The sequence below is a fragment of the Chitinophagaceae bacterium genome (genome assembly GCA_016710165.1).
In the GTDB taxonomy this organism is placed as follows: domain Bacteria; phylum Bacteroidota; class Bacteroidia; order Chitinophagales; family Chitinophagaceae; genus Ferruginibacter.
Genome location: JADJLJ010000002.1, coordinates 276,491 through 294,872 on the forward strand (window position 1 = coordinate 276,491; position 18,382 = coordinate 294,872).

Consider the following 18,382-nt stretch of genomic DNA (forward strand, 5'->3'; position numbering starts at 1 on the left):
GCCAGTTAAGTGTCCCGTTTTAAATATTCAGTCCTGTGTTGCGTGGTTGTTGCAGAAATGATATCCTTTAAAAAACCAACAATATCTGATCACAAGCAGATGAACTGAAATTGCAACGAACAGGTAACCCCCAAAAAAACGGCATCCTCTATTAAAGGATGCCGTTTTTAGTTGATGCTATTTCTTCTTATGGTTTAGCGGCCGCTTCCCTGGTTTTTCCGGCATTTAAGAACATATCAATATATGCTTTGATCTTGTTATCGAGTTCAGCAGTTGGAATTTTTCTTTCAGCATATTCCTGCGCCTGAGCCATCAGGTATTCGTGTAAAACTTTATTGTTCACTTTTGTTTCTAATTTGATGCTGGAGATACCGGCGATCTTCTCTTCCCAGATGCTTCGTACTTTTTCCCAGTACAACTTATTCTTTTCCCACCATGCTTTTGCGGCGGCGCATGCGGCAACATTTTTTCTTACATAATTGTTTATTCCTTTTTCCTCTACCAGTAATTTATCAAACCCATGCTCCCGGATGATCTTTTTGTTATCCTGTATATGGGTATAGCCATTGCCGGTTACCACAATGCGGTTGGTTCTGTTCAGGATATTGTAATCACTTCTTACCGAGTATTCACGCCGTGGCAGGGGGGCATCTGTTGTGTTCAGCCAGAAAGTTTCCCCGTTGGCATTGATCCATTCACTGCTGCCCTGGTAGCGGGGTTCATCACTCACCTCCCAGATGGATTGTGTCCACCTTCCTTTAACTGCTTCCGGCTTTTGATTTTCTTTTGTCCATGTCTTATTGCCATTGTATTTCCAGATCACGGGGTTCTCGTAGGTCCAGTCTTCCCGCCAGTGTTTGATGATCATCGAATCGGTGATGACCAGTAAATGCTGCAGAACAATTCTTTTATCACTGGCCTCCACCGGGAATACATATTCCAGTCCGCCATTTATTATTTCCTTTTCATGAAATTTATAGTTTGCATCCGGAGAGAAGGTTTCAGCATATTTGAATTCCACTTCAAAGCATCCGCACAGTTTATTGATGTTTTTGTCGGGGGTTTGGGCAACCGTAGTTTGTACAACGGCAGCTAAAAATGCCAGGCAGGTTATCTTTTTTATCATGTTTTATAATTTGACGCAAAAGAAACCATTATAGGAAGGCGGCGTTTACACAATCGGTAATGATGCTTACGCAAAAAGAAAAAGCTGCCCGTTTTATTCAGGCAGCTTCAAACTCGTTAGATTTCTGATCAATTTACCAGGCTGTACCTGAACCGGGGCTTACCCCTTGTTCCGCCGTCATTTACGCCCATGTCAATGCATTTTAACTTATAGTGATTCCCGCGGGGATCCCTGATAATGTAAAACCGGTCCTGCCGTGCACCGATGGCAGGCTGTGTACTCCTCCAGTTGCTGCCGATCGCCCAACGGTTGGCTGAAAATGTTGCATTGGCAACACTGTCTTTATTGAAAGCTGCATAGGCGGCTGAAGCCGTAGTTGCATCTGCATATATTTTGGTGGCTACTGTAACGCCCGCCAGGTGATTGATGGCGATCAGGTCAGAAAAATTATAGGGTACCTGGCCCGCACCAAAATTGGTTTCAAAGACCGAATAGCTCCATACCAGGTCCCAGTTTTCCTTTTCCGGCTGTGCATCCACGATCCCGTTCTCAAAAGAGATGAATTTAAAATGCCGGTTGGCATCTTTGGCAACGATCAATGTTTTAAAACTGGTCTCCTGTATGCCGGCATACTGAAGTGTGTATCCGCCCGAGACATTGCGCAATACCCTCAGTTTTACCCAGGGCCTTGCGGCAATGCCGCCCCCGGTACCCCGGTTCAAAATGATCACTTTGTTCTCTGCATCTGTTTCAGATACTTCCGGAATGACCGTTTTGGTAATATCTCCGGCAATGTTGTCGAAATAGGCCAGATGTTCCGGCAGCGGGTTGGTTTGACTGGTGCTAAGTGTAAGACCGATCGTGTCGGCAGCGCCAACAGCCGCCAGGTCGTTACTGGTTAAAACCCTGGCGCCTGCAGCCGTGTTGTGGTTCAAAACAACCCTGAAATTGTTTCCGCAATAAAAACCAAGGTCCCATCCTGAACGTAATACGGGTGTTTGTTTTTCGGCCGACAGGTCAACATAAACCGAGTTGCCTGCAGCACTGCCCGGCTCTGCGGCAGCAATGCCATTTAATTGAACCGTTGCCCCGGAAGATGTAGGAACTGCAATGATGGGGTCGTTGTCTTTTTTACAGGCTGAAAAGAATCCGGTTAGCGTTGCGGCTAGTACTATTTTTTTAAACTGGTTCATAAAATGTTTTTTTGTCCTCGTTAATTATTTCTGTTTCCTGTTCCATTGCAGGTTCAATCCGATAAAGTAAGACCGGCCATAGCTGATCGCCACGGCGCCGGCTGAATTATGGATGCTGCCGGAAGAGGCTGCCGTATTATTCACATTGTTTACGTCGAAAATATTTTTTACACCTGCCGTAACCGTGATGTATTTGTTGACGGTGGTGTTCGCGGTAAGATCTGCCAGGTGGTATGCTGCTGTTTTGGCTATGTACAGTGCATCCTGGCCCGTAGTGGTTGTGCCGGTAATGTATTGGGGCCTGCTGCCGGTATACTTATAGAAAAGACTGAATTTGGTTTTGATCTTATCGGCTGCATAGCTTACAGAAGCAGTCAGTTCGGGGCTCCATAAATATTCTTTGCTGTCGATCTTTATATAATCCTTGTCATCGTACAGTTTGCGGTAAAAGCCGATGTAAGAGAATCCTGCAGCGGCATCCAGTTTCTTCCAGGACAGTTTGCTCTCCAGAGTCAGGCCGGTTGTTTTGGCCTTGTTTACATTGAAATAGCTGTACTGGTTGTTGCCGGAAGCTGATAATGCAAAATCGATCTGGTTGTTGAAATCGTTGAAGAATCCGCCCAATGTAGCGCTGTATGCAATATTATTTACCGGAACTCCTGTCCAGCTGACCGAACCATTGAAGCTGTTTGAATATTCGGCCCTGAGGTTGGGGTTGCCAACGATGTTGTGGTTTACATCCACAAAATCAAAATACAATTCCCTCAGTGCCGGTGAACGGAATCCGTATGCATAGGCCAGCCTGAGGTCGAGGTTTTTGGTAAGAATGATCTTGCTGTTGATGGAAGGAATAACAGGCGGGGCATCATACACCGAATTTTTTATGAAGCGTAATCCAGGCCGGATGTTTAGCCGGCTGGTTGGCTTCAGCTCCGCAGAAATGAATGCAGCATAATCGGTGATCATCGGGCTGCCGGATATCCGTTCGCCGCTGGCTCCTTCCCGGTTGATATCAATACCCGTCTGCAGGGTCAGTACCGGGGATACCTGGTAAAGTACGCTGGTTCTGAAAACAAAGCTGTTGAACTTGGCAACATCCTGTTCCCCGGGCCCGGCGGTTAATTCGTCCGTACCTTTTTCAAAATCATGAAGGGTTGTTTTGGTTCTTCTTTTATAATCGGTATAGCTTAAAATTCCTGCCAACTGCAGTTTCTTATTAAAGTTATAACTACCCTGCAGCTGGTGCGAAAAACGACCGGTGATGTATTGCTGGTCAATTGCCTTGTAATTGTTGTAGTTGATGGCGCCACGGCTCCTGATGTCCTCATTCAGAATGTCTGTTCTGTAATAAATACTGAACGGCCCTTTGCCGTACCCGATCCTTGCATTGCCCATCCACTGTTCTTTTGGTTTCCATGTTTTGCCCCTTCCAAATGCATCGCCGCCATATCCGTCAAGATCGTTGTGGGTGCCACACAGGGATACGGTCCAGTCATTTTTCTTATAACCCACATTCAGGTTCTGCAGGTGAACGCCTTTGTAACTGAAGGGATGATATTCACCGCCGGCAGTTTCTTCCTGCACTTTTGCAGAAACCGAAAGATCATCTTTTATACTTTTTTTGGTGATGATATTGATAACACCGGCCAATGCATCTGAACCGAATATTACCGACATAGGTCCTTCCACGATCTCGATCCGTTCAATGCTGTTGATGTCTACCTGATTCAGGCTCTCCCGGGTATCGCCCCGGTCGATCATAGGCACACCATCCAGTAAGATCTTTACATTACGGCCGCTCATGCCCATCAGCTGAACATCGGTAGTGCCCAGGGTATTGTCGTTTGAAAAGCGGAATCCCACCTGGTTGTTCAACACCTGCTGTACATTGGTTGCACCGCTCAGCCTGATGCGTTCATTAGTGATCACCCGGACCTGGTAAACAGATTTTTTTACGGATTGCGGCTTGTATTGACCGGTAATGATCACTTCTGAAAGGTCTTTTGAATACCAACCCGTGTCTGCAGTTGGTTTGTTCTGTGCACTGATCGTTGCCGTAGTAACCAGGGCGGCAGTGATCATGGTTAGTTTCTTCATTGCAAATAATTTTATACCGCAAAACTATTTTCACCGCAGTAGAGCATTATCACAGAATTGTCATCATGTGAAAATGAGAAGGAAACAGGCAATGTTTTACCCTGCGATGACACAGCCAGTGATGATGATCAAAGCCCGGCATGACGGGCGTCATGCGTTATTAAATAAAAAAGAGTTCCTTAGTGCAGCAATAGTTCACAAGGCTTGATACCTGTGTGTTTCTTAAAAGCGGTGGAAAAATGCGAGATGGAAGAATAGCCCAGCAGCATAGAAACTTCTGTTACGCTCAGGCCTTTGTCGTAAAGCAGGTATTTGGCATGCTCCATGCGCTGTCCCTGGTAAAAATCAAAGATGGTTGTACCGAAGATCTCTTTGAAGCCTTTCTTTAAATAACATTCGTTGATGGCAACCTTGCGGCTGAGTGCCTTGATGGTGATGGGCTCGCCGATATGTTGCAATAAAACTTCCCGTGCCTTGATGATCTTTTCCCTGTCTTCGGCATTCTGCAGGAATTTACAGGTGAATCCGGTTTCTTTATCCTCACCCAGCATGCAATCCATGCTGTACAGCAGCAGGATCTGGGTTTGGGCATTGATGAAGATATTCTCTCTTGTGTCGGTATACGTATGATTCAGCAATGCTTCAATGGCGGTTCTTGTTTTGCCACACAGGGGCAGTTGTTTGGAGAAGGATGTTTTATGCCGGAAGGAAAGGACCTCTTCTGTTAACCCCGTTTGTGAACTGTTGTTGGTGAACTGGGTCAGGTAGGCCGGTTTAAAACTGAAACTGACCACATCCACACTGTCTGCCTTTTCCACACAGCTTTTGCTGCTGTTGAATTTACAGAAATCGCATTCGGTTTGCTTTTGCCGGCAGTACACATTGCCGCTTACACAGAAATTCAGTTCCAGGTAATTGGCGGCGGGGTTGTTCTTTTCAACATGATAAACCAGGATGCCGGTATCATCAATATTCCATTGCGGCAGTTTCCGGTAGCGCTTAATGGAGTAGTGCACCGAACCGGGTACCATGCGGTCAACATGCAGCAATACATCCAGGTCCTCATGCAAAAGAGGTTCCCGGTGTGCAATGCTCAATATGTCTGTTTGGTGGCTCATTGAAGATTTCAGCACAAAGGTACGGAAGAATGTTTAAACAGTGAATCCGTGAGTTGTTAAGGATTTCCGGTTTTTTGGCGATCCTGCAGGGTATTTTTTAGCTGGCAAAACAGCGGGGGTGCCTGTTTAAAAAACCGGTATAATCTGTGTAAAAAAACGGGTAAAATAAACCACCGGTTATTGCCTGAAACCCCTGCTTTTTCGTACATTTGCACGAATGTGAATTTTACATCTAAAAAGAGATCGAGAACGATTTTATGAGCACAGAAACAGCAGCAATCCCGACCCCCGCTACCAGTGGTTATGGGGCCGACAGTATCCAGGTTCTGGAAGGCCTGGAAGCAGTCCGCAAACGTCCTGCCATGTACATTGGCGATATTGGCAACAAGGGTCTGCATCACTTGGTTTACGAGGTGGTGGACAACTCCATCGATGAGGCCCTGGCCGGTCATTGTAAGAACATCATTGTAACCATTCATGAAGATAATTCCATCTCTGTTCAGGACGATGGCCGTGGTATACCTACTGCCATGCATACCAAAGAAAAACGCAGTGCCCTGGAAGTGGTCATGACGGTGCTTCATGCCGGTGGTAAATTTGATAAGGATTCCTATAAGGTCTCGGGCGGTTTGCATGGTGTGGGTGTAAGTTGTGTGAACGCACTCAGCTCTAAACTGCATGTAACCGTAAGAAGAGATGGCAAAATGTATGAACAGGAATATGCGATCGGTGTTCCTCAATACCCGGTGCGGGAGATCGGTACAGCCGATACCCGGGGTACAACCGTACACTTCTGGCCGGATGCTTCTATATTCTCTGTTACGGTTTACAACAAAGATATCCTGGAAGGAAGGTTGCGGGAACTTGCTTTCCTGAACCGGAAAATAAATATCATCCTGAACGATCTGCGGGAGAAAGATGAAGAAGGGAAGCATTACAGCAAGACGTTCTACAGCGAGGGAGGGATCGTGGAGTTTGTACAATCGATAGATAAAAATGCCAACCGGTTGCCGTTGATCCCCCAGGCGATCTATTGCGAAGGGCTTGACGCGTCAAGCAATGTAATGGTAGAGGTTGCCATGATGTATAATGCCGGGTACCAGGAGCATATTTTCAGCTATGTAAATAATATCAACACCATTGAAGGCGGTACGCATGTGGCCGGTTTCCGCCGCAGCATCACCCGGGTATTTAAAAGCTATGGCGAAAAGCAGGACATGTTTGCAAAGGCCAAAGTGGAAATTGAAGGCGATGATTTCCGCGAAGGATTATCTGCCATCATCTCCGTAAAGGTACCGGAGCCGCAGTTTGAAGGGCAGACAAAAACAAAACTGGGAAATAATGAAGTAATGGGTGTGGTGGATTCCACCTTAAGCCGTGTACTGGAAGCATACCTGGAAGAGAATCCCAAAGAAGCAAAGACCATTATTCAAAAAGTGATACTGGCCGCACAAGCGCGTGCAGCAGCCCGTAAGGCAAGGGAAATGGTACAGCGTAAAAGTGTATTGACCGGCGGCGGCTTACCGGGTAAACTGGCAGACTGCAGTGATAAAGACCCCGGCAAATGCGAATTGTTCCTGGTGGAAGGAGATTCGGCAGGAGGAACAGCCAAACAGGGCCGGGACAGGAGTTTCCAGGCCATTTTACCCCTTCGTGGTAAAATACTGAACGTGGAAAAAGCAATGGAACATAAGATATATGACAATGAAGAGATACGGAACATGTTCACCGCACTGGGTGTGAAGATCGGAACACCGGAAGATCCCAAAGCGCTGGATACATCCAAACTGCGCTATCACAAACTGATCATCATGACCGATGCCGATGTGGACGGAAGCCATATTGCCACATTGATATTGACCTTTATCTTCCGGTATATGAAAGAACTGGTGGAGCAGGGGTTCGTATACATCGCACAACCACCTCTTTACCTTGTTAAAAAAGGTAAAGAACAGGAGTATGCATGGAATGACGAAGAAAGAAAAGCACTGGTAACCCAGATCGGCCAGGGAAAAGACGAGAGTGTGACCATCCAACGCTATAAAGGTTTGGGAGAGATGAACGCCGAGCAGCTTTGGGAAACAACCATGAACCCTGCTACCCGCACATTGAAACAGGTAGCATTGGAAAGTGCCGCAGAAGCCGACCGTGTTTTCAGCATGCTGATGGGTGATGAGGTTCCGCCCCGCAGGGAGTTTATTGAGACCCATGCCCGCTATGCCAGGATCGATGTGTAAAAGTCCGTTCCCTGCCCGTAGAGGGGTCATTTTTGCAAAAACCAATATTTTCAGTAGCTTGTAACCTGAAGTTTACTGCTTCAACCCATTTTACTAACCATAAATTCAAGAAAATGTCAAAAATGTTAACCGCTTATTGCATGAAGACAAAGGAAAAGAATGTTCCGATGCAGGATGCAGTAATAACCAAAACAGCCCGTGGGGGGTATATGGCCCAGGGGCACGACGGCAAAGGCAATAAAATGACCACTATGCTGAACGAAGCAACTGCTTTGGAAGCCGTTAAGAACGGGGTGGCAAAGAAAGCCTGGTAGATCCTGGTGTTAAAATTATTATAGGTCATCCGCCGGAAGGCGGATGACCTTTTTTATCGGGTAAAACCTGCCGCTTGCTTAAATTAGAAGTACTTTTATGCTGCAATGAAAACGGTAAATAAAATAGGTGTATCCCTGTTATTGCTGGTAATCTTCAGCCAGTATAGTACAGCCCAGTACACCGTTAACGGGAATGCCCAGCAGGTTTCCTGCAATCAATACCGCCTTACACAGGAGGCAACCTTCCTTACCGGTTCGGTATGGAACAATAACAAAATAAACCTTTCCAATTCCTTCGATTTTAAGTTCGACGTCTTCCTGGGAAATAATAACAGTCCCGGCGCCGATGGAATTGCCTTTGTATTACAGCCCATCAGCACCAGTGTGGGAACAGCGGGCAGCGGACTTGGCTACGAAGGGATAACCCCGGCCGTGGGCATCACCCTCGATACGTACCAGAATGGTGGTGATAATGATCCGGCCTACGACCATATTGCCATTCAACTCAACGGGGTGCTCAATCATACGAGTGTGAATAATATTGCCGGCCCCATCCAGGCCATCAATGGCAACGATAATATGGAGGACGGCCAGTGGCATGCCCTTCGTATCGTTTGGGATGCACCCACCAAAACCATTACGGCCTACGTGGATGGGGTGCAGCGGGTAACTGCGGTAAAGGATTTTGTGACCGATATCCTCTCCGGCGACCCGATGGTATTCTGGGGTTTTACCGGAAGCACCGGTGGGGAGTTCAACCTGCAGCAGTTCAAAACGGCATTGAATCCATACTTTCATTTTTCCCCTGGCCAGCGGAGATGTGTGAATGAACCCATTACCTTTTACGATTCAACCATTTCTTTTACAGTCATAGCAAAATTTTACTGGGATTTTGGTGACGGCAGCCCGATCGATTCGGTTAACCTGAACCCCGTGCATACTTATACAGTGGCAGGGGTTTACACAGTTATACAAAGAGTAATAGGAGCTGATGGTTGCGAAGCAACAAATACGCAACAGGTTACCATTGGCAGTAAACCGGTGGCAAAATTTGGTAATTCCTACCACTGTATCCCCATGCCGCCTTTTCCATCCACACAATTCAGTGATTCATCCTATGCAGCGGTTGGTACGGTAAATAACTGGTATTGGGATTTTGATAATGGACAAACTTCAACTGTTCAAAACCCCAGTACAAATTATCTTACCGCCGGGAATAAGATCGTTAAACTGGTGGTTAAATCACTGGAAGGTTGTGAGTCGGATACTTTAGTCAAGATAGTACCTATGTATTCACAACCTGTAATTGATTTTACGTTTACCGATTCTGTATGTTTGGGATCACCGATGCAGTTTTTTGGAACAGTAACTTCAAGCAGTCATCCTATTACTCACTGGTTTTGGCGTTTCCCTCCCGATACTACTACCATCCGCACTCAAAACGCAACATATACGTTCACTACTGCAGGTAATCATGGCGTGGTATTCATGGCAACATCAAGTGGGAATGTTGATTGTCTGGGATCAAAAATTAAAAATGTCTTCGTTGCCGATAAACCCCACGCCGCCATCAAAGACCAGTTCATCTGTTCGGATATCCCGACTGTTTTGCAGGATTCATCCTACACCACCGATGGTATTGCCCTTACCAACTGGTGGTGGGACCTTGGCAACGGGCAATTCTCTACCCAGCAAAATCCAACGGTTACTTACACAGCCAGCGGGCCTGTTACCATAAAACTGGTGGTGACCAATTCACGTGGTTGTATTTCAGATACCTTGATACAGACGATCAACGTATCGCAGAATGCCATCGCTAATTTTGGATACAGCAGCCCGCTCTGCGATAATGTGGCCGTTCAGTTCAGCGATTCCTCCAGCATCGGCGGCGGAACGGTCACGGAGTGGAACTGGATACATAATGGAACGGTCTTCAGCAACCAGCAAAATCCATTGCAACTATTTCCTGCCGGCATACAAACCGTTGGATTGGTGGCAAGCAATATAACCGGTTGCAAAAGCGATACGGTATTCAAAACATTTACAATAAACCCCAGGCCGGTCGTAAGTATGAACTTCAGCAATGCCTGCAAAGGGGCCCCGGTTGATTTCACCGGAACTGATCTGAATGGAACCGGTATCACAGAATGGAGATGGAATTATGGCGATGGAGGTACCGGTATTGGCGCTGTTTCACAACATACATACAGTACAGCGGGTGTTTTTTCCGTAAGCCTTGCAGCCGTATCCTCCAATGGATGTTTATCCGGTACCATCAGCAAGAATATTATCATCTACAGTACAAATGTATTTGCCGGAAACGATACCATAGCCGCAGCGGGGCAACCCATTCAGTTACAGGCAACGGGCGGCGTCAATTATACCTGGACCCCCGCTACCGGTTTAAACAACCCAAATGTTGCCAACCCGGTTGCTGTTCTCAATGGTACACAAACCTATACCGTAAAAGGATTCACGCCGCAGGGCTGCGAATCATATGATGACATCACCGTAAAAATTTACAAGGGCCCGGATATTTACCTGCCCAATGCCTTTACGCCAAATGGGGACGGCCTGAATGATGTTTTCAGGGGAATACCGGTAGGACTGCAACAGTTTCACCACCTGGCAATTTTCAACCGTTATGGTGAACAGGTATTTTATACAACCGATCACCGGAAGGGATGGGATGGGTCCTGGAAAGGTAAAAAACAGGAAACCGGTGTGTTTGTGGTCATCGCCGGCGGGACAGATTTTCGCGGTAATAAAATAAATAAAAAGCAAAGTTTTGTATTGATCCGTTAAAGAATCTCCTGAAAAATATTATTTTTCCGTAATTACATTTCAGTAATTCTTCCCATCATGAAAAAATCTGCACTTTTTTTATTCCTGCTGATCATTTTTTCAGTCCTGCATGGCCAGGATAAACTTCCTTCTTTTGGCAAAGTGGATAAGGCCGACCTGGAAATGAAGGACTGCGACTTTGACCCCGGGGCCGAAGCGGTTGTATTGTTTGATGTGGGCGAAATTGAGATCAGGTATGCAGGGTTTTCAGGATGGTTATCCGAGAGTATTTACCGGGTTCGTATCAAAGTGCTGAAGTCATCCGGTACCGAAAGGGCGCAGGTGAAACTGCGGTATTATTCCAAAAACCGGTCGGAAGAGGTCTCCGGTGTAAGAGGTATATCGTTTAACATGGACGAAGGCGGCAATATCGTTGAAACAGAGATGGAGAATAAGGCCGTGTTTGATAAACCCATTGATAAAGAAATGTCTGAGATATCTTTCGCCATACCCAATGTAAAGGTTGGAACCGTGTTCGAATACAAATACCGCCATATACGCAAATCATTCAGCTATATTCCCACCTGGTATTTTCAGAGCGAAGTGCCGGTAAAATACAGCGCCTATTATCTTGCCATACCCGAATATTTCCAGTTTTCTGTACAGTCAACCCTCCGGCAAAAGCTGGAAGAGCAGAAGAAGAGCTTAGGTGATCCCGGTAAATGGTACATATTGCGTAATATACCCGGCATCAAAGAAGAGCCATACAGCGCCGGCACAAAGGGTTATGTGCAGCGGGTGCAGTTTAAATTGTCGAGGATAAGTTCTCCAACCTATAACGAAGACTTTCAAACCACCTGGCCCAGGAGAACAGAGCAATTGCTGGAGGATGAGGATTCTGGCCAGGCCATCAAAAAGCCCCTGCGGGGTCCGTCTGACCTGGATGCAAAGCTTCCGCTCATTACAACGAATACGGAAAGGATCAGAACGGTTTACAATTATGTGCAAAGCAATATGCAGTGGGATGAAACCTATGGCATTTACTCATACTACGGTATAAAAGATGCCTGGGATAAAAAGAATGGTTCGGTCACCGATATCAATTTCATCCTGATACGTCTTTTGCGGGATGCCGGTATAGAGGCAAAACCTTTGCTGGTGAGTACCAGGGACAATGGCACCATCAATACGTTCTATCCTTTTTTAAGCCAGTTCAATTGTGTGATGGCCTATGTGAAGGAGGGCGAAACCGTTTACGTGATGAATGCGGCAGATAAGTATAACCCCTTTCACCGGGTGCCCTACGATGTTCTATACCGGTTTGGCCTCGTGGTGGATAAAAAGAACGGCGGCCTGGTAAAATTGGAAAGTGAAGACCGGTTTGAGAACAGCATATTCTTTTCCTGTGCGGTGGGCGAAGATGGAAAACTTGCAGGCCAGGCCACCCTCAACAGTTCGGGGTATGCACGAAATATACGCATGCACAGGCATGCGAATGCAAAACTGAAAGAAACCTTTGAAGACAACAGCGGCATAAACATTACGGTAGATTCCCTGGCGGTGAATAATGAAAAGGATGAGTCGCTGCCGCTTGAGCAAAAGATCGAATTCAGCGGCAGCATGCAATCCAGCGGGGATTATTACTTTTGCCGTATAACCTTTTTACGAACCTGGGCAAGAACCCGTTCCTGGATGAGAAGCGGGTGACGGATATTGACTTCAGCTATCCCCGGAAATATATTGTCAACGGTTCCTGGTTCCTCCCGATAATTTTACAGTGAACGAACTGCCCAGGAACACCAAATGATCCTGCCGGATACCAGCATCGTACTTACCCGGATGATGCAGCTTGAGGGAAGTATCCTTTCATTCCGGTTCACCATTGATTTCAAAGCATCGGGCTATTCTGCTGAAAGTTATCCTTATATAAAAGAGTTCTTCCGGCAGCTTTACATGATCATGGATGAACGGATCGTTTTGAAGAAAAAATAAAACCCTTGTATGAAAAGAGTATACTGTTTTTTTATTTTGAACATTTCAGTGATGGCTGCCGCCGCACAGATGAATATCTATTCTGCCCTTACCATACCCGATTCATTGAAGAAGGATGCAGACCTGGTGGTACGGGAAGAATACATCAAAGTAAATGTTAAGGATAAGAATACAGCCTGGTTTGATGTGCACCAGGTGATAACGGTTATGAACGAGCAGGCAAAAAGATTTCTTTTCTTCAGCCAGTTCTCCGATAAATTTCATGTGCTGGATGAAGCAGAGATAAAAGTATATGATGTGGCCGGCAACAAAAGAAATACCTATTCAAAAAAGGAAATGACCTCATTGAACTACGGGGATGGCCTGGTTCCGGAAGGAAAAATTACTTATTTTGATATTACAGCTCCCTCGTATCCTATAACCGTGGAATACACGTACAGCATTAAGTACAAGGGAATATTCAGTCTGCCGGGTTACGACTATCATTCGCCCTGGCAATCGGTACAGCATTCCGTGTTTGAAGTGGAATCACCTGCTGACCTGGGTGTCCGTTATAAACTGGTAAATACCGATCTTAAGCCGCAGCTTATCCGCTCCGGCAATAAAGACATGCTGCGCTGGGAGGTAAAGAACCTTGGCGCCTACAAACTGGAAAAACACAGTGGATCTTCCTATTCGTATGAACCAATGGTTTTGATAGGCCCCAATAAATTCCAACTGGATGATTACGAGGGAGACATGACCAGCTGGAAGAACTTTGGTGCCTGGATCAATAACCTGTACGCCAAAACCACCGGGCTGCCCGATGATAAGAAACAATTTTACCAGGGGCTGGTAAAGAACGCCTCCACCGACCGGGAAAAAGCGCAGATCCTTTATTCGTACATGCAAAATAACATGCGCTATGTGAGCATCCAGTTGGGGATCGGTGGATTACGTCCTTTCCCGGCCAGTTTCGTGGATGATAAAAAATACGGCGATTGCAAGGCATTGAGCAATTACCTTAAATCGGCATTGGATGCCGTGGGCATAAAATCAAATATCGTGATCATACAGGGCGGGCTTACTCCCCGAACGGTGATCGAGGATTTTCCTGCCAACTACTTTAATCATGCGATACTCTGTATCCCGCAACCAAAGGATTCCATCTGGCTGGAATGTACCAGCACCACGCTTCCCTTTGCAGAACTCGGGCCATTCACTGAAAACCGCAAAGCGATGATGGTAACCGATAATGGGGGCGTATTGGTGAATACGCCGGCAAGTAATTATAAGAATAATACAGAAGCGGTAAACACGGTAATTGAAGTGAACGCAGATGGCGGTGCCCAGGTAAATGTAACAGCCCGCTTTACAGGAGACGGCCGTGATGAACTGCTGATGCGCTTTCACGACATGAAGGATGATGAGAAGCGGAAATATTTTATCACCGAAAAAACCTGGAAGCAACCCGATGCATTGAAGATAGCCACGGCAGACAGGTCCACCAATCCCTATTGGGTGAAGGCAGCCATGGAATACGAAAAGGTATTTTCCTTCAATGCAGGATCCAAGCTTTTTTTTGAACCAAGACTGTATCCCATCTTTGACGAAGACATTCCCGAAAACAACAACCGCATGCGGGATTATCATTTCACCTGCCCCTACCAGGTCTTTGATACCACGGTGTATAAATTCCCGGCGGGGTATACACCGGAGAACCTGCCCAAAAGTAAATCGGTGACCAGGCCATTCGCCCAGTACACATGTGCCTACACCTGGGATGCCGATACACGTACACTCACTTCCGTAGCGATGCTGCAGTTAAAAGAACGTGTGATAAAAGCAGCCGATTATAAGGCATTGTATGATTTCAATAAACAGGTGATGGCAGATGTGAATGAGAAGATCGTTATGAAGCGGGAGTAGCTTCTTTCACGGAAGCACTGTGCATTTTTAATAAGAATTCATGCAGGTCTTTCATGGACCGGATGGATTCAACAACCAGGATCCCGTTCTTCCCGACCTGTTTTAATTTTCCCTTGTTGGTGCCGGTTTGTAAGAATTGCAGTATACCATTGAACAGTTCACTCTGGAAATACGGGGAGTCCGGGTTACCTACAAAGAAACACCGGAGTGTTTCATTCTTCAGCAGCATTTTCTCAAAACCAAGGTCAACGGCTAACCGGCGGCAACGCACGGTTGTAAAAAGGTCTTCCACCTGTTCGGGTACCGGGCCAAAACGGTCCGTCATCTCTCTATGGAATGCAACCAGGTCATCTTGCGTTTCGCAGTTATCAAGCCTGGAATACAAACTCAGTCTCTCGGTGATGCTTTCAACATAACTATCGGGTATCAGTATCTCCAGGTCGGTATCAATGCTGCAATCGGTCACAAAATCATCCTGCTGCCGGATCTCTGCCTTGAACAGTTCTTTGAATTCGGAGCGCTTCAACTCACGGATGGCTTCATCCAGGATCTTCTGGTACATTTCAAAACCGATCTCGGCAATGAAACCGCTTTGCTCACCGCCCAGCATATTCCCGGCGCCACGTATATCCAGGTCCCTCATGGCGATCTGGAACCCGCTGCCCAGCTCACTGTATTGCTCCAGCGTGCTTAACCGTTTGCGGCTGTCAACCGGCAGGGTACTCATCGGCGGAGCGAATAAATAACAGAATGCTTTTTTATTGCTGCGGCCAACCCTTCCTCTTAACTGGTGCAGATCACTCAGGCCGAACTGGTGTGCATTGTTCACGATGATGGTGTTCACATTCGGGATATCCACACCACTCTCCACAATATTAGTACAGACAAGCACATCGTATTTCTTATCCATGAAATCGAGGATGGTATCTTCCAGCTGGTCGCCTTCCATCTGCCCGTGTGCATACGCAATGCTCAGGTCAGGACAAAGGCCCTGTATAAGTTCTTTCATTTCGGCCAGTCCCTTCACCCGGTTGTGAATGAAGAAGACCTGCCCGCCTCTTTCGGTCTCGTAATAAATGATGTCCCGGATGGCATCTTCATTGAACTGCATCACCTCGGTTTGTATCGGCTGCCGGTTGGGTGGCGGCGTGTTGATGATGCTCAGGTCCCTCGCACCCATCAGGCTGAATTGTAATGTTCTTGGAATGGGCGTTGCGGTTAAGGTCAATGAGTCAACGGTTGTTCTCAGTTGTTTCAGTTTTTCTTTTGCTGCCACCCCGAATTTCTGTTCTTCATCAATGATCATTAACCCGAGGTCTTTGAACTTCACTTCTTTGTTGAGCAGGGCATGGGTTCCGATGATGATATCGATCTTTCCTTCGGCAACTTTCTGCAGTGTTTCTTTTTTTTGCCTGGATGATTTGAAGCGGTTAATGAAATCAACGGTCACCGGGAAATCTTTCAGGCGGTCGCCAAATGTTTTATAATGCTGGTAGGCGAGAATGGTAGTTGGCACCAGCACAGCGGCCTGCTTTCCATCGCAGCAGGTTTTAAAGGCAGCACGTATGGCAATTTCTGTCTTGCCAAATCCTACATCACCGCAAACCAGCCTGTCCATCGGCGATGGTTTTTCCATATCCCGCTTTACATCTTCGGTTGCCCTGGCCTGGTCGGGAGTGTCTTCATAGATAAAGCTGGCTTCCAGTTCTGTTTGTAAATAATTATCGGGGCTGTGGGCAAAGCCTTCCTGGGCTTTTCGTTTGGCGTATAGTTTTATCAGGTCGGTGGCAATGTCCTTTACCTGCTTCTTGGTCTTATCTTTCAGTTTGTTCCATACATCACTGCCCAGTTTGTTCATTTTGGGAACCGTGCCTTCCTTGCCGCTGTACTTGCTGATCTTGTGCAGCGAAGAAATATTTACGTACAGCAGGTCGCCGTCCTTGTATTGAATGCGGACAGCCTCCTGCAATTTTCCACTGGCTTCGATCTTTTGCAGGCCGCTGTATACACCCACGCCATGGTCAATATGTGTAACATAATCTCCCGGCTGAAGCTCCCGCAGCATTTTTAAGGTGAGCGCCTTATTCTTGCTGAAGGCCTGTTTGACCCGGTACTTATGGTAGCGTTGGAATATCTGGTGGTCGGTATAGCAAACCAGCTTCAGGTCATCGTCAATAAATCCTTCATGAATGGAAACCGGGACAGGAATGATATTCACCTCTGCCTTCAGGTCCACAAAAATGGTATGAAGCCGTTCCAGTTGCCTGGGATTTTCGGCAAAGAGGTAAATGCTGTATTTCTTTGCTTCGTATTCTTTCAGGTTCTTTATCAGCAGGTCGAACTGGCGGTTGAAGGAGGGTTGTTCTTTGGTGGAAAAATCTATTTGTGGTTTATGGTTTGTGGTTTGTGGTTCGTTTGTGAAGTAAGATTTGTTTCCAAATTCAACAATATGCCTCTGTTTGATCTGTTCTTCGATAACGGCAGCTGTTACAAAATCATCTTCACTCACTTCTTTTTTCACTGTGATATCCTCTGTTTCATCAGACTCTTTATCGACTACAAACCCCTCCCGCCCGAGGCGGGACCAAACCCTAAACTCATCTTCCTGCTGTTCTATCTTGTCTTTAATGAATTCCCAGTCTTCTGTCCACACCACGGTATTCTCGGGTAAAAATTCCCATAAGGAAACTTTCTCCCCGGTTTCAAACTGCGTTTCCACATTCGGAATAATATTCACCTGCAATAATTTCCGTTCGCTCAATTGTGTTTCGGGGTCAAAGATGCGGATGCTGTCCACTTCATTGCCGAATAATTCAACCCGGTAAGGTTTTTCATTGCCGAAGGAATAAATATCCAGGATGCCGCCGCGAACGGCAAACTGGCCGGGTTCATATACAAAGTCGGTCCGTTTGAAACCATAGCCGATAAATTTCTCATAAATGCCATTGGTATCCAGCGTATCTCCCTGCTTGATGGAAATGATATTTGACGAAAGTGTTTTTGGCAACACCACTTTTTCAAACAAGGCCTCGGGGTACGTTACAATGGCCCCAACCCTGTTTTCGCCATGCGGATTTGAAAAACGGGTAAGGCATTCGGTCCGCAGCATCACATGGCTGGGGTTCAGTAACCGGTAGTTCTTTTTGTTCTTGAAAGACGAAGGAAAATAGAACAGGTTCAATGCCCCTGAGATGTTCTCCAGCGTATTGTGAAAATAGGCGGCTTCCTCCGCATCCCGTAGAATGATGACATGGTTTAACCGGGAGGCTGCCGGGTGGTTAAAAACAGTGGAAACGATGAATGGGGTTATACTGCCATGCAGCCCGGAGAGGTGAATTTGCCCGGGCCGGGACGCAGTGATCCGGTCCACTATCGTAAAACAGCGGCTGTCATTCACGTACTCCTTCAGCAGCATTTCCAGGTTCATCAGGGCGGCAAAGATAAGCCGAATAGCCATTCTGCATAAATTATGCGTATGCCTGCAATACGGGGGGCAGCAAAACCGTTATTCCCGTTGTCTTATCATGGTTTTTGTGCATATTTTTATACATCACCTGTTTTAAGGGAAATCCAATTGTGAACCGGTTAATGAAAAAAGGCTGCTTATATTTTT

General features: G+C 46.4%; 11 protein-coding genes. 6 read left to right on the plus strand and 5 right to left on the minus strand.

The features are described 5' to 3' along the window. Positions 1–187 precede the first annotated feature (187 nt). The 4 genes from IPJ02_11630 to IPJ02_11645 form a co-directional block, all read right to left on the minus strand. Positions 188–1,126 carry a hypothetical protein gene (locus tag IPJ02_11630; GenBank protein MBK7376178.1) on the minus strand — a complete coding sequence of 313 codons (939 nt, stop codon included), beginning with the start codon at positions 1,124–1,126 and terminating at the stop codon, positions 188–190. A gap of 128 nt (positions 1,127–1,254) precedes the next feature. After that, the gene (locus IPJ02_11635) at positions 1,255–2,319 is read right to left on the minus strand and encodes an HmuY family protein (GenBank protein MBK7376179.1); all 1,065 of its coding nucleotides are present in this window, start codon (positions 2,317–2,319) and stop codon (positions 1,255–1,257) included. Positions 2,320–2,343: 24 nt separating this feature from the next. Further along, positions 2,344–4,416: a TonB-dependent receptor gene (locus IPJ02_11640; GenBank protein MBK7376180.1), complete on the minus strand. Its 2,073-nt coding sequence runs from the start codon at positions 4,414–4,416 to the stop codon at positions 2,344–2,346. 179 nt (positions 4,417–4,595) lie between these two features. After that, positions 4,596–5,534: a helix-turn-helix transcriptional regulator gene (locus tag IPJ02_11645; protein MBK7376181.1), complete on the minus strand. Its 939-nt coding sequence runs from the start codon at positions 5,532–5,534 to the stop codon at positions 4,596–4,598. A 257-nt stretch (positions 5,535–5,791) separates the two neighbouring features. Here IPJ02_11645 and gyrB point away from each other — a divergent pair, with 257 nt between their 5' ends. The 6 genes from gyrB to IPJ02_11675 all read left to right on the plus strand — a co-directional run bounded on the left by gyrB (position 5,792) and on the right by IPJ02_11675 (position 14,769). After that, positions 5,792–7,771 (plus strand): DNA topoisomerase (ATP-hydrolyzing) subunit B, encoded by a 1,980-nt coding sequence (gene gyrB / locus IPJ02_11650; GenBank protein MBK7376182.1) that lies wholly within the window; start codon positions 5,792–5,794, stop codon positions 7,769–7,771. 113 nt (positions 7,772–7,884) lie between these two features. Next, complete coding sequence (locus tag IPJ02_11655; protein ID MBK7376183.1) at positions 7,885–8,085, plus strand: hypothetical protein; 201 nt, start codon at positions 7,885–7,887, stop codon at positions 8,083–8,085. 105 nt (positions 8,086–8,190) lie between these two features. Continuing rightward, positions 8,191–10,890, plus strand: coding sequence for a PKD domain-containing protein (locus tag IPJ02_11660; protein MBK7376184.1), 2,700 nt, complete (start codon positions 8,191–8,193; stop codon positions 10,888–10,890). Positions 10,891–10,947: 57 nt separating this feature from the next. Further along, positions 10,948–12,576 (plus strand): DUF3857 domain-containing protein, encoded by a 1,629-nt coding sequence (locus IPJ02_11665; GenBank protein ID MBK7376185.1) that lies wholly within the window; start codon positions 10,948–10,950, stop codon positions 12,574–12,576. 96 nt (positions 12,577–12,672) lie between these two features. Continuing rightward, entirely contained in the window at positions 12,673–12,861 is a 189-nt protein-coding gene (locus IPJ02_11670; GenBank protein MBK7376186.1) for a hypothetical protein, read from the plus strand. 9 nt (positions 12,862–12,870) lie between these two features. Further along, positions 12,871–14,769, plus strand: a complete 1,899-nt coding sequence (locus IPJ02_11675; protein MBK7376187.1) for a DUF3857 domain-containing protein — start codon at positions 12,871–12,873, stop codon at positions 14,767–14,769. Here IPJ02_11675 and mfd read toward each other — a convergent pair. Further along, positions 14,753–18,196, minus strand: a complete 3,444-nt coding sequence (gene mfd / locus IPJ02_11680; protein ID MBK7376188.1) for a transcription-repair coupling factor — start codon at positions 18,194–18,196, stop codon at positions 14,753–14,755. The two genes, IPJ02_11675 and mfd, sit on opposite strands and share 17 nt — an antisense overlap. Positions 18,197–18,382: the final 186 nt, after the last annotated feature.

Coding starts and splice junctions, on each gene's coding strand:
- IPJ02_11630 (MBK7376178.1), bottom strand. CDS start 1,126: ATGATAAAAAAGATAACCTGCCTGGCATTTTTAGCTGCCGTTGTACAA.
- IPJ02_11635 (MBK7376179.1), bottom strand. CDS start 2,319: ATGAACCAGTTTAAAAAAATAGTACTAGCCGCAACGCTAACCGGATTC.
- IPJ02_11640 (MBK7376180.1), bottom strand. CDS start 4,416: ATGAAGAAACTAACCATGATCACTGCCGCCCTGGTTACTACGGCAACG.
- IPJ02_11645 (MBK7376181.1), bottom strand. CDS start 5,534: ATGAGCCACCAAACAGACATATTGAGCATTGCACACCGGGAACCTCTT.
- gyrB (MBK7376182.1), top strand. CDS start 5,792: ATGAGCACAGAAACAGCAGCAATCCCGACCCCCGCTACCAGTGGTTAT.
- IPJ02_11655 (MBK7376183.1), top strand. CDS start 7,885: ATGTCAAAAATGTTAACCGCTTATTGCATGAAGACAAAGGAAAAGAAT.
- IPJ02_11660 (MBK7376184.1), top strand. CDS start 8,191: ATGAAAACGGTAAATAAAATAGGTGTATCCCTGTTATTGCTGGTAATC.
- IPJ02_11665 (MBK7376185.1), top strand. CDS start 10,948: ATGAAAAAATCTGCACTTTTTTTATTCCTGCTGATCATTTTTTCAGTC.
- IPJ02_11670 (MBK7376186.1), top strand. CDS start 12,673: ATGATCCTGCCGGATACCAGCATCGTACTTACCCGGATGATGCAGCTT.
- IPJ02_11675 (MBK7376187.1), top strand. CDS start 12,871: ATGAAAAGAGTATACTGTTTTTTTATTTTGAACATTTCAGTGATGGCT.
- mfd (MBK7376188.1), bottom strand. CDS start 18,196: ATGAACCTGGAAATGCTGCTGAAGGAGTACGTGAATGACAGCCGCTGT.